Origin of the sequence: Acinetobacter sp. ANC 4218, assembly GCF_002135245.1 — a bacterium.
In the GTDB taxonomy this organism is placed as follows: domain Bacteria; phylum Pseudomonadota; class Gammaproteobacteria; order Pseudomonadales; family Moraxellaceae; genus Acinetobacter.
In genome coordinates this window covers 83,040-94,970 of sequence record NZ_NEGD01000014.1, presented here as the reverse complement: position 1 = coordinate 94,970, position 11,931 = coordinate 83,040, and the positions used below count along the sequence as shown (strand labels likewise).

Below are 11,931 nucleotides of genomic sequence, written 5' to 3'. Positions count from 1 at the left end.
TCCGTAAACAGTTGTTGGTGTATAAACCTGCTTAAATTGTTTAGTAATTAAAATAGGCATCACTTCAACTGCACCGGTGGTGTAGTCAATTGTTCCCTGTATCTCACCGGTATTGGTGACAAGGTTTCCGATAGTGCTATTAATCGGCACATCGATGACCTTGGTAGTACCAGTATTCTGGCCGAGTTGATCGGAAACCGGGATGCTTAACTCAACACTGTTCGGTTGAATTGCGGCACCGGTGCCGATGGTGAAACTGAGTTTTTGATTGCTATCGGGTGCAATAGCTGACTTGGTTTGAGTGAGCTGAACACCAAAGTTATAAACTATCGTGAATTGAGTATTTTTCTGCGGAAGTTTATTTGGAATAATCTTGCCGGTACCATTGGTATAGTTGATTTCACCTATCGCATCACCAGTAAATTTACCTTGTGCGTTGCTTATCGCAGACTTACTTTCCCCCTCCAGAAGCCAATTAATTGTCACGCCAGGTGGAATACCGGTATGACCCAAATCAAATTCAAAAGCAGCTTTTTCTACACTCAGATTTGAGCGCACAAAGGTCACAATCGGTGTGCCCCAGTTCAGTAGGATCGGTGTGTCTACATCTGGCAAAGCACCAGTCGTCAGCAACCATGAACCAGTTTCATAATTGATCATGCCTGAACCAAATGAAGGACTGGCAGCCTTAAGTTGTCCTGAGCCATCATCCTTCAATTCATAAAATTTGCCTTGCGACATGTACGAAATTGAAAGACTACCCGGGGCTGGGATCGGTACCAATACCCCGGTCCAGTTGGTGCTTTGGTTGTTCTGAGTCACTGGACGTGCTTCAGACTGAAAATACTGATTTGGTGCCGCAGCTGGTTTGAATGTGATATTTAGGCTAGTGGTTCCAGCAGGTGCTGCTACAGTCCATTGAATCAAACCACGCTGGTAATCAATTGTTCCGACCTGAGTTCCTTGAGTGTTTTTAAGCAAACCGCCCTGATCAGTGATCTGCTGGCCTTGTAATGTAAAAGCCACACTAGATGGAATCACAGCTGAACCAATGTAAAGATTCTGGCTGGTACCGATGGCCATATTAGGGTAGCTGGCTGTAATGGTGCCAGTGTTACCTGCTACTAGCACCACACTCTCACCGGCAGCATTCACATCAATGATCGGGGTTTCGGTCTGAGCAGACGGGATCAATTGAGCGAAGATGCTTTTGGCATTGACTGTAAACTCGCCCACGCTGGCATCAGATGACAATGCGGTAGATGAGTAATACAGCCCAGTATCGGCAACAATCGTATCGCGGATGATGGTTTTTGATGTTTGCAACTCATACCATTGTTTTGCGGATAGCCCAACAAAGTCTGTTTCCAATGAATCATTGATAGCGTAGGTTGCGATCTTATATTCAATCTCATCTTTATCAATCACCATCTTGGCAGTACGTGTATCAACTTTAGTAATACGCACATACTGCTCACGCTCTAAGGGCTTCCCTTCATCCGAAATCAATACAATCGTATCACCCACCGATGCCTCAACTTCTTGCGGCCACATCACAACCTGAAGTGATGACATGCCCTGATAATGGGTATCAAGTGGTGTGCCCGCAATCTGACCGCCTTTGGCCAAGTAGTTTTCTACCCGATTCTGAGCAGACTGACGTTCATCGGTCCAGTTCTTGGTGCTGAAAAGCAGAGCTGATACGTTTGGGTCTTTGGGAAGTTCAGAGATGAAGACTGTTGCACCCATCAATAAATCGGTGTCTTCCGTGGTCACTGCTGGAAATATCTTGCGCATGGATACATCACCCATGGTTCGATCCATTTCGGAGATATCATTGAACAGGTTATTACTGATGCCATCCTGTACTACAACACCTGAATATTTACCACCGCCATCTGAGTTGTCAGTCAAGCGTTCAGACTTGTAAATCACTAAATCCTTTGTTTCAATCGCCATCGTTTAACTCCGTAAAGCGTAAGGTCACGTTGTAATAATCATCCAGCGATACCGCAGGAATCCCTTTTACCGGTGCAGCCTCTAAAGCTCCATCCTGGTGATTAAATTTGACTGTGAATTGCCGGTTGTCATGAGGCTGCTCAAACTGGAGTTGAAATACTTCGTTCTGCAACTTGGACCACTCCAAAACAGTCCGTAATTCACGCAGCTTAATCCAGCCCATTTCCTGATCTGCCGGTTGCAAGGTGATCGGTCGACCGGATTTCTTTTTTCCTTCCTGAATTACCAAAGAGCCATCGATTGCATAGTTTTGAGTCTGCTCAATAGCCTTCCACGAGAATTCATCAGACCATAAAAAACCGTCCTCTAATGGGACGGTCTCTGATGTTGCTAAGCGAATAAGCTTCATGTTGATTTCGCCTGTGCTTTTAATTGATTAACAAGTTGATTGATTATTGGTTCCTGATCCGCAGTTCCAGATAATGAGAGCGTCTGACCACCAAAATTAATGTTGTAGTTCACGTTTTTTGAAGCATCAGTCGATGGAATATTGGCTGTTGGGGTACTGATACTTGGTGCCAGACTATTGATATCTACTGAAGGTGCTTTGACGGATTGACCTGTAGAAACAAGACTGTTGCTATTCAACTGACGCAACAATTCATTAATCTTATTGGTCCCAGTTTGTGTAGTAAGACCTTTAGATGCAGCATTCTTAAACTCCTGCTGAATAAGGGTTGATAATGGTCCAAAACCACCTTTGCCCATATTTTTTAGATATGCATCTTTATCAGCTTCTAAACCTTTCGACCAGATATCGCCAGCTAACTTCTGAGCCTCTTGATCACTATAGCCCTTGCTCTTAAGCGCAGCCAAAACATCGGCTTTACTGTAAGACTGATAATCATACATAGAGCTAAGAGCCTCCCCTTGGCGCTTCATTTCATCCCTAAACTCCTTGTTCGATTTCGCCGCAGCGGCCTGCCAAGCATCACTAGCACTTTGGGCTTCTTCACGTGCAATCTGACCAGCATTGCGATAGCCATCGCCGATTCTTTCAGCTGAGCTTCTTACGCGGTCATTGGCATTAGTTAGTTCATCCATGGATTTAACGGAGGCTTTGCCAGTTGCGTCTATCTCAACCCTAAGATTCTGGTTGGCACCTGCTGCATTTGCTGCAGCTATCACGCCAGCATCACCAGAAGCGGCAACCGCCCGAGCCATCTTCTCATAAGCCTGCTGAACACCTTCAGCTGTAGCCTTGCCACTATCACGAATTGTGATGTAGTCCATTAAGGCCTGCTGTGCTGCGAGCTTTAAGTTTGCTTTGGTTTCAATTCCAAGACGCTTAAAGGCTTCGGTAACAGGATCAATATCATCTGGTAGCTTTTGAGCTTGCAGCTTAATTGCAATCAAACCCTGCTCCACCTGTGATGTGGAAATCTGACCTTGGTCACCGAATTCTTTAAGCTTGGCTTTTGCAAAATCAATTTCAGCCTGGCTTTTTGCAGTTTCGAGCCACTTTAGCCATGCTTCATAGGTGACATCGCCGGCTTGCTTACCCTTAACCCCCATAAGTTCAAGGCTATTAACAAAGTCATCCAGGTTTTTCTTTTTCTCATCAAACCCTTTTGATACACGATTAAGAGTAACGTCTAAATCCAAGCCCAATGCTTCCGCGCCTTTACGCCCAGCAACCAATTTATTATTTAAATTAGTTACGCCAGCAGAACCGTCATCCATGGCTTTTACAATAGCTTTTCCAGCACTATCAAACTCAAGCTTTAGCCCTTGCGCTGCAAGTGTGGTCTGCATGGTTTTTTGAGTGGCTGCATCGGCTGCTTTTTGGGTGCCATCTGCCGCCACAAGCTGAGCATTTACCCAATCTTGAGCGGCTTTAATTTTCTCATCGGTAATCTTTTTACTTTCAGCCTGGTATGCCTTCTCCTTAGCATCTAAGTCTGCAATACCCTTTATGGCCAAATCAATTGCAGCCTGATTACCAGATTTACGCGCATCAAAAAGTTGTTGCTCTGCCTTAACTCGCTCGTCACTTATGGCCTTATAGTCAGTCTTGTGTTTCTCCTCTTGGGCTTTTAACTGGTCAAGGGTTTGTTGGGCATTAGCCATCCTCTCCTGATTGGCTTCTTGCTCTGTTTGGGTGATATCCTTAATGGCTTCACGGGTAGCTGATTTACTTTCAAGCGCCAATCTTTTTGCTTCCGCACCATTCTTTTCAGCCTGTCTGAATAGTGCATCGGATGCATTCTGAGCCTGTGCTGCAAGGTCATCAAAGCCCAAGAAATCCAGCACAGAGGCATTTAATGAATAAATACCCCCTGCAATAAATTGAACACTAGCAAGCAGTAGTTTAAGTGCAATATTTAACCCTGTTGCCCCGTCAGCAACTACACCTAATGCAATTTTAAAAACATTAAATAATGTAGTTAATCCACTGACCTCTTCCTTGCCATTCAAAATTACATTAAACAAAGGAGCAATAGCATCTAAGGTGGATGAAAATGCGCTCCATGCAGTCTGAGCAATTCCAGCAAGACTAGATATGACTGTTTTAATTGTGTCATACACAGCAGATAATGTGCTTCTAATGGACTCAATAGTAGATGGGTCAATCTCTGACAACTGATCTTGAAACCATCCTACCCCGGCAGCAACATCATCAAAGAATACTTTTAAGATACCAAGGTTATCTGCAATCACTGATAAAGCATTTGCTACTGTTGCACTCGAGCCATTGGCCTGATCCATCTCACCAATCAGAATCTGCCACTGTGTGGAAATTTTTTGCAGTGCATTGCTGATCGTTAAAGGGAATTTATCGTAGGTTTTTTGAACTTCACTGGCTTGGCTTTGTATTGCTTTGACTACACGTTCAGCACCCAACTCCCCATTCTCAGCCATCTTTCGAAGTTCGCTAGTAGTCACACCAAGGCCTTTGGCCATAGCACTGGTTAGCCCGGGTGCTTGCTCCATGATGGAGTTAAATTCATCACCACGAAGTACACCAGACTGTAATGCCTGGATAAATTGCTGTACTGCTGCCTCACTGGCCTGCGCTGAGCCGCCACCGATTTTAATAGCTTGGTTAATTGTTTTAGTGAGGTCTAACGCTTGTTGCTGCGTCATCCCCATTTCTTTACCGGTATCATTGATCTTTGCAAAAAGATTAGCAGTAGCATCAAGGCTTGAATTTGTAGTGAGTGCGATTTGATGTACACCAGCCATCGCTTGCTTGAAGTTACCACCTTCGCTCGTTGCAATGTTGATGCGCGCTGACAGATTAGTGTATGAATCAGCTGCTTGAGCCAGTTCACGAATACCCAAGCCAATGCCTAAGGCTGCCATTGCTCCAGTAAGTGCTGTCACGGCGAACTTGGTAACATCAATCCCCCTGGATAATGTACTCATCCCCATATTGGCTTTACTTGCAGAGGTGTCTACACCGTCTAATTCACCTCTTAAACGTGCAATCTCCTGTTCAGTAAGTCTGGTTACCCGAGCAACCTCCTCAGCCGGCATTTTACTATTGGCTTTAAAGTCCTCAAGCTTTTTACTCAAGTTCGCAATTGCATCATTAATTACTGTGGGTGGTGCTTTACCAAGTGCAGCGTAAATCGCATGCCCTGCCTGTGTGGCGCTATTTGATACCTTATCCGTACTACTGCTTACACTTCCCATTGCTGTAGAGGCTTTGGTCTGAAAATCTGTATAAGCGGTCTTTGTTAGAGATAATGCATCCTCTAGGGCATTAACCTTTGCAGTAGCTTCATTAAACTTATTAAGTGATACAGCATCAGATGATTGGCTAAGAGCCTTAAGTTCTAAATTTGCCTGCTGTAACTCATTTTGGAGTGAATTAATGGCCTGAGTTCCCAACTGGCCAACACGCTCCAATTCTTTTGAAGAAATGGCCGCACCGTCTCCCATGCTTTCAATCGCACGGCTGGCAGTTTGAGCCTCTCCAACTACACCGGTTAGATCTACAGAGCTGAATTGCTGTACCTTGTTGATTGCTGACTGGGTTGCATTATCGACACCTTTCATGGCGTTGATAGCAACACCCTGATAGTAATTAAACGCGCTAGATGCCTCGTTAATCGCATCCTGAATACTGAAAACACGCCCTTTGGCAATTTCAATGTCTTTTAAGGTGCCATCAGTGCTTTGAAGTCGAACAAGTTCAGCCTGGGATGCTTTCAAGGCTAGATTTAGTGCATTAAGGCCCTGCTCCCCGGCACTCGACATTGCACGGAGTTCGCCGGCACTAATAGTCGACTTATCGCCTAAGGCCTCGATCTCTTTTGCTGCAGTAAAGAACTTATTGCCCAGTGACTCTGCCAACTGGACAGCATCACCCGGGATAGCTTCACCAATTTCAAAACCAGCACGCTTGGTAGTCTCTCCGGCATTTTCAGCAGCACTCGATAATGCAGCCAGACTATCTTTGGCCGCTTTCGTATTTTTATTCAGTTCATCAGGAATAATATTTCCAATTTCTTTAGCAGCATCTACTGATGCAACTTTTAATTTATCTGCTTCTGCTTTTATGGTTTCAAATACTTTTGTGGTGACGCTTTCAGATTGCTTAGCTGCCGAAACAAGGCCCTTACTATCACCATCTAAAACCAATTTAAACGTTAAATTTTTTCCAGTCATATTAAAACCCTTGTGAAACGTATCATTTTTGGTACAATTAAATAAATATTGAAACAATCGCGGGGATCATGATGAATAACTTCGACAACAAACATGTTGGCAGCAGTTTTGATGATTTCTTGCAAGAAGAAGGCTTGCTTGAAGAAGCTACTGCTGTTGCAATCAAGCGCGTCCTTGCATGGCAAATAGCTGAAGCAATGAAAGCCCAGAAGCTAACCAAGACTGCTATGGCTGCAAAAATGCAGACTAGCCGCGCATCCCTTAACCGTTTACTGGATGAGGAAGACACCAGCCTTACACTGACCACACTTGCAAGTGCTGCAAATGCGCTAGGACAAAAAATTCATGTAGGGCTTGTTCCTGCATAAATCCTTTTAAATTTTAGGTAATAAAAAAGCACCCTAGGGTGCTTTTTTATTAAGAATTGCTCTTAAGTCCAAATTTATTTTTACAATTGGTTGATAGATCTATTGAGTCGGATAATTTATTTAAGTAACTAATTTTTAAATTTGGGATTTCCAAATTCCCTTTTGCATCGTTTTGCATAAAGTATAAATACATTGTCAAATCATCATTCATAGCATCTAGAAGCTTGATCTTTGCATCCTTTAAACAACCAGTAATATTCGTAGCCCTTAATTCATCATGTATTTTCCTCAACTCGGTAACCGGGGTTGAAGCTGCAATACGAGCCGTAGATCCAGTAATATTATCCTGGGACATCCACTTGGCTAGCAGAGACATAAATAGTTTATATTCTTGCTGTTCCATTGCTATTTTTTGAGATTTTTCTAACTCAAGATTTCGCTCTATTTTTTTCTTCTCTATCTCCTTTAATCTTAACTCAATTTCATGCTTTTTTTGAGTATCCGCTTCAGCCTGCCTTTCGTTTTGCAGTTTCTGTTGATGAGCAATCTAAGCCTGCTTAATCCTCTCCCTGTCTTCTTTATTGCTTTCATTAATGAAATAAAAAAGAGCAACGATTACAGCCAGAGCACCAATTGAAAGATATTTCAGATTCACACTCAGCGCTCCCAATTAATTTTATATATCTGCCCATCTACAACTGTAATCGTATATTTTTCGCCATCAACATGATAAATATAAGATGTTGCCTTATGTGGCCATCCATTGCGATCATGAATAACATGATTGTATGAAGATTCTGGATTGCCTAGTACATCAAGCATTTGACTATATGATGATCCTCGCTCTACAAAACTAGTGCTACCACGAACCGAGTTTGTATCTACAGCATACGCAGATGAACATACCGCCAACATAATCACTAAAAATATATTTTTCATGAATTTTACCCTTTGTTTTTGCAAAGAATATCTAATCATTTGGTAAAAGTCACCCGAATATTATTCCCTCAATTCTTCAAAGAACTTCTTAAATTCTTTGGCATTGGCATGATGTGCTGACCGGATCACACTCGATAAATACTGTAATTGACTTCTTTGGTTTTTCTGAGCTGATTTCAAATATTGCTCAAATGCACCATAAGTCATTTCCATGATTTCACTATGTTGATGCCCCATTGATACCATGAACTGAAATGAATCAAACCAGGTGGATTCATCTGCCTGAGCTTTCTTTGCACCACGTTTTGGTTTTTCATATTTGAAATAGGCTTGATTAACTATCAGAACAGCATTAAGCAATTCCTTAAACCTTTGCTCATCTGAAGCAAGTTTAAAGAGTGATTCGTTGTCCAGATCAGTGACACATGTAATAGCTGAAATGACCTGCACACCATGAGCTGCAAATAACTCTGTCAAAACCTCATCTGAATGATTTTTATCTTTTAGGAATTGTTTGATTGGTTCGGCATGTGTAGCCCAGGTGTCAAAGTCTTTCATTTGGATCTGGCGGACTTCAATGTCATTCACTGCGATAGATCGGTTCGTTGCTAAGAAAAAATCATTCATGATGGAGTCTCAGGTATAAATTTTAGGTATTAAAAATGCCTCCCTGAGGAGGCTAGATGGGTTTTTAAGACTCTTTGCAAAATAGAGTTGAAATTACTTAACCATATTTTTTAACCAACTATACGAGAACGAATCTTGCTTTAATAAAGCAGTAATCATTTCAACGCGTTTTGATTTATCTAATTTTAATAGAATACTTCTGAGATCAGCATTTATAGATTTCTCTGGCGCACCTCGGTCACGTGCTTTGCTATACCAATCATGTCCAAGAGTATATTCATGGTTTTCCATATATATGGCTCCCAATAAAGTACATGGTCGGTAGTCTTGAGAATTATTTTCATGAGCTTTTACGCCACATTCTATTGCTGTATCGACTTTTCTGATATCTCTCTTAACTCCCCCCAATGTAGTGAAATAAGCTGATAGTAATTTTTTATTTTTGTTTAGTGAGATTTCAGTATTTTCTAAAAACTTTTCAGCCTCTTTACTTGCTTTAGCTTTTCTTAATTGACTAGAGGCATTAATAGCATGCCAATGTGATTTGGTTGTCTTATATTCATTAATATAAAAATCAGCTTCTACACGATGAAATTTTATCTTAAGTTCCTCTGTAAAAAACTGTCGTCCTTCCGAATTTAACCAAATAGCATCTTGTTCAGATAATCTCTGATTATTATCTAATAATTTCAATATACTAATTAACTTCGATCTATGCTTATCGACTATGTCATAGAAATAAATATCATATTTTTTTATTAAATTTTTTTCTTTTTGCCTCTCTATATATTTAGGGTCAGATTCCAATTTTTTTCTACGTTCACGTTCAGCTTGTTCTCTAACTTTTCTTTCCTGAGCTAATTTTTCTTGTTGTTTTTTTAACTGAATTAGTTCTAATTCTCTGACTTTTTCCAAGCGTAATCTTTCTGCTTCTAAGTATTCTTGATGTTTTATTCTGTCATTAACAACTTCTTTTTTATATTGATTAAAAGAAATTTTACCTTCAACTAAACTATGTAAAGCATTAAGATTGTGGCGAACTAAATAAGCTTTTTGTGGCAAAGTTAAACTATCATTTTGCTTCGTTTTTAACTTTTGAATTATTTTATGAAGCATACTATGTGGGATCATTGAACTTTCAATATGATCTACACAATAAAAAACGGCATCTTTTCTCATATCATCAAGATATGTTTGATGTTTAACAGCATCCTCAACAGATACTTTACCTCGATAATTAGAATGGTATGTTTTTTTAAAAAATCTGCTTCTAGTCATTTCAAAGATTCAAAAATTATTACCATTCAATTAAACAATATTTCATTAAAGAATGGGATACCTTTTTCATTAGAGATAATGAAGAATATAAGCAGCTTATTTAGTCAATAAAAATCAATAATACATAGTCTAAAAACAGGCACAAAAAAAGACGCTTATGCGTCGTGGAGTTCTTTGTGCCTGTGTTGTTTATGCAGCTATAGTAAAGCGTTCAATGTGGCCAAATACACTGAGTTCAGAATCATTCGCTTTAGAGATATCAGCCAATGCTTCGCCTTCAATTGAATAGGATCCAAAGTCTTCATGAATCAGATCAAATTCAGTATCTGGTGAGAATTTCACACGCCATAACGTCATGACAATCTTGTCACCTGTAAGCGTATCAATACCTTTGAAGAGAATTCGATATTCATTCCCAATGTTATTGGCAATTGTCGTACGTGTCTTAGCACCAGCTTTAGCAGAAAATTTTACTGGACCCACAATAGCTTCATTAAAGACTACTGTGCCGTAAACAGCATCCAGTGCATATTTATCTGAAGTAATTGCAACATCTGCACTGTCTTTAAAGGCCACTTCGCTTAAATTGCGGTGACCTAAATCAATCATGGCACCAATCTGTATAGTACCCAATGAGATATCTGTCAGCTGGGCTTCAGGAATTTCAATTGATTTACCACTCAGGATTAGCTCTAGATTCTCCTTGGTGACTTCTTCAATTGTTCCTGAAATAGCAACACCTGTCTGCTTATATAAAACTGCGTCCTTTGAACGAAGGCCAGTTTTACTTTCATAGTGGTCAGTAGACTCGGTAGAAATAGCAATCTTCAGGTCTGGTGTACTACCAACTTGTAATAGTGCAGCAGGTACACCGCTAACCATTTTTGCTAGATGAAGTTCACCCTGAAGTGAAATAACATTTGAATTAGCCATTACTTTTCATCCCCTGTAGTTTTCTTGGCGGTGGCAGCGACTTTTGCTTCAGAAACTTCCTGAATCACACCATCTGCCAGTAACTTTTTAATTTGAGCATCATCCAGCCCACCGACAACATCATCTTTTTTAAAGCGACCGACGGGCTGTAATGCCTTGTATTGTTTTTTCATAAATTTAATCCGCTGTAACATTGGTTTTAGATTCAAAAATACCCGTGACATAAAGACACATTTTTGAAATATCATGATCGATATTTAAAAGGCTTAGAGGCTCATTGCTTGATTTTGGTTGCCAGCCTATAAGCTTTTTAATCACTTTTTTAATCAGCACACCACCTAACAAAAATGCTTGTGTTGCATCAAGCTGTGAAGCTGCATGACGCACCACCACTGTTACTTCCCATTGAGGCGCTAAAGCAACCGTTCTGCCACGTGCTTTCTCATCAGTTTTTCGCATTCGACGGTAGTTCACTTGAATATTAGGGGTTACTTGACTCAACTCACTGGTAGCCCCCACATTCATCGGCGTATATATCTTCAGTACACCCCATTCCTGCATGAACGGCGTTAGACGCGCTTCAATCTCTTTCAAAACCGCAAAAAGATCATCTTCTTCTAAATTATTCATCAAGAATGATTCCTTCTACCAAGTTAACAATATCTTGTGCATCATCGTCCGTAATACCCAACCAAGGACGTTCAGGCATATTCACCTTATAGGCTTTTGCTTGTACGTCTTGAGCAAAATTAGACCGGCTTTGACGCACAAAACGATTACCCACCAAGCCTGTGCGACCATCCTGTCGAAAATACAGTGTGCGTGTTCGTGCAGGCATATCAATCACACCACCAAAGTGATGAATTGCACCATACTCAGTATCAGTTCCGATTTCTAAATCGTTATCTGTTGCGTTGTATGTAATGGAGTTCATTAGTCGTGATGTTTTTCGCAGCGTCGTACCACCTTCACGCATCACTCGAACTGATAATGGCCAACGACCATTTAAGCCCTCACCACGCGTCCAACGCTCTCGGATATTTTCAGTGACCGTTGAGCCAATATCCTCAAACAATCCACGCTTTCGGTCTTCAAAGTCGCTAAGCTTTTTCAAAAAAGCCATTAAGACGGAATTTTCATCTGTCTTAAT

12 protein-coding genes are annotated in these 11,931 nt (G+C 41.0%); 1 reads left to right on the top strand and 11 read right to left on the bottom strand.

What is annotated here, in order from left to right; all coding sequences use genetic code 11:
• The 3 genes from B9T38_RS13805 to B9T38_RS13795 form a co-directional block, all read right to left on the bottom strand.
• A partial coding sequence (locus B9T38_RS13805; RefSeq protein ID WP_086197347.1) for a hypothetical protein occupies positions 1-1,959 on the bottom strand: 1,959 nt, incomplete at its 3' end.
• A complete protein-coding gene (locus tag B9T38_RS13800) occupies positions 1,949-2,368 on the bottom strand; it encodes a hypothetical protein (RefSeq protein ID WP_086197346.1) in 420 nt (139 codons plus the stop codon). The genes B9T38_RS13800 and B9T38_RS13805, both read right to left, overlap by 11 nt.
• Positions 2,365-6,636 (bottom strand): tape measure protein, encoded by a 4,272-nt coding sequence (locus B9T38_RS13795; protein ID WP_086197345.1) that lies wholly within the window; start codon positions 6,634-6,636, stop codon positions 2,365-2,367. Before B9T38_RS13795 ends, B9T38_RS13800 begins: the two co-directional genes overlap by 4 nt.
• A 71-nt stretch (positions 6,637-6,707) precedes the next feature.
• Here B9T38_RS13795 and B9T38_RS13790 point away from each other — a divergent pair, with 71 nt between their 5' ends.
• Entirely contained in the window at positions 6,708-7,004 is a 297-nt protein-coding gene (locus B9T38_RS13790) for an XRE family transcriptional regulator (RefSeq protein ID WP_086197344.1), read from the top strand.
• A gap of 49 nt (positions 7,005-7,053) precedes the next feature.
• Here B9T38_RS13790 and B9T38_RS13785 read toward each other — a convergent pair whose 3' ends face one another.
• The 8 genes from B9T38_RS13785 to B9T38_RS13750 form a co-directional block, all read right to left on the bottom strand.
• On the bottom strand, positions 7,054-7,407 hold the full coding sequence (locus B9T38_RS13785) for a hypothetical protein (protein ID WP_086197343.1): 354 nt from the start codon (positions 7,405-7,407) through the stop codon (positions 7,054-7,056).
• Between the two features lie 254 nt (positions 7,408-7,661).
• The gene (locus tag B9T38_RS13780; RefSeq protein WP_086197342.1) at positions 7,662-7,943 is read right to left on the bottom strand and encodes a hypothetical protein; all 282 of its coding nucleotides are present in this window, start codon (positions 7,941-7,943) and stop codon (positions 7,662-7,664) included.
• Between the two features lie 60 nt (positions 7,944-8,003).
• A complete protein-coding gene (locus tag B9T38_RS13775) occupies positions 8,004-8,570 on the bottom strand; it encodes a hypothetical protein (protein ID WP_086197341.1) in 567 nt (188 codons plus the stop codon).
• A gap of 93 nt (positions 8,571-8,663) precedes the next feature.
• Positions 8,664-9,848 carry a hypothetical protein gene (locus tag B9T38_RS13770; RefSeq protein WP_086197340.1) on the bottom strand — a complete coding sequence of 395 codons (1,185 nt, stop codon included), beginning with the start codon at positions 9,846-9,848 and terminating at the stop codon, positions 8,664-8,666.
• A 189-nt stretch (positions 9,849-10,037) separates the two neighbouring features.
• Complete coding sequence (locus tag B9T38_RS13765) at positions 10,038-10,781, bottom strand: phage tail tube protein (protein WP_086197339.1); 744 nt, start codon at positions 10,779-10,781, stop codon at positions 10,038-10,040.
• On the bottom strand, positions 10,781-10,954 hold the full coding sequence (locus B9T38_RS16805) for a hypothetical protein (protein ID WP_171263247.1): 174 nt from the start codon (positions 10,952-10,954) through the stop codon (positions 10,781-10,783). Before B9T38_RS16805 ends, B9T38_RS13765 begins: the two co-directional genes overlap by 1 nt.
• Before the next feature lie 4 nt (positions 10,955-10,958).
• On the bottom strand, positions 10,959-11,411 hold the full coding sequence (locus B9T38_RS13755; protein WP_086197337.1) for a phage tail terminator protein: 453 nt from the start codon (positions 11,409-11,411) through the stop codon (positions 10,959-10,961).
• On the bottom strand, positions 11,404-11,904 hold the full coding sequence (locus B9T38_RS13750; RefSeq protein WP_251992247.1) for a phage virion morphogenesis family protein: 501 nt from the start codon (positions 11,902-11,904) through the stop codon (positions 11,404-11,406). Before B9T38_RS13750 ends, B9T38_RS13755 begins: the two co-directional genes overlap by 8 nt.
• Positions 11,905-11,931: the final 27 nt, after the last annotated feature.

What these genes read in the sequence shown, in the direction of transcription:
- B9T38_RS13800 (WP_086197346.1), bottom strand. Translation starts at nt 2,368, where the DNA reads ATGAAGCTTATTCGCTTAGCAACATCAGAGACCGTCCCATTAGAGGAC.
- B9T38_RS13795 (WP_086197345.1), bottom strand. Translation starts at nt 6,636, where the DNA reads ATGACTGGAAAAAATTTAACGTTTAAATTGGTTTTAGATGGTGATAGT.
- B9T38_RS13790 (WP_086197344.1), top strand. Translation starts at nt 6,708, where the DNA reads ATGAATAACTTCGACAACAAACATGTTGGCAGCAGTTTTGATGATTTC.
- B9T38_RS13785 (WP_086197343.1), bottom strand. Translation starts at nt 7,407, where the DNA reads ATGGAACAGCAAGAATATAAACTATTTATGTCTCTGCTAGCCAAGTGG.
- B9T38_RS13780 (WP_086197342.1), bottom strand. Translation starts at nt 7,943, where the DNA reads ATGAAAAATATATTTTTAGTGATTATGTTGGCGGTATGTTCATCTGCG.
- B9T38_RS13775 (WP_086197341.1), bottom strand. Translation starts at nt 8,570, where the DNA reads ATGAATGATTTTTTCTTAGCAACGAACCGATCTATCGCAGTGAATGAC.
- B9T38_RS13770 (WP_086197340.1), bottom strand. Translation starts at nt 9,848, where the DNA reads ATGACTAGAAGCAGATTTTTTAAAAAAACATACCATTCTAATTATCGA.
- B9T38_RS13765 (WP_086197339.1), bottom strand. Translation starts at nt 10,781, where the DNA reads ATGGCTAATTCAAATGTTATTTCACTTCAGGGTGAACTTCATCTAGCA.
- B9T38_RS16805 (WP_171263247.1), bottom strand. Translation starts at nt 10,954, where the DNA reads ATGAAAAAACAATACAAGGCATTACAGCCCGTCGGTCGCTTTAAAAAA.
- B9T38_RS13755 (WP_086197337.1), bottom strand. Translation starts at nt 11,411, where the DNA reads ATGAATAATTTAGAAGAAGATGATCTTTTTGCGGTTTTGAAAGAGATT.
- B9T38_RS13750 (WP_251992247.1), bottom strand. Translation starts at nt 11,904, where the DNA reads ATGGCTTTTTTGAAAAAGCTTAGCGACTTTGAAGACCGAAAGCGTGGA.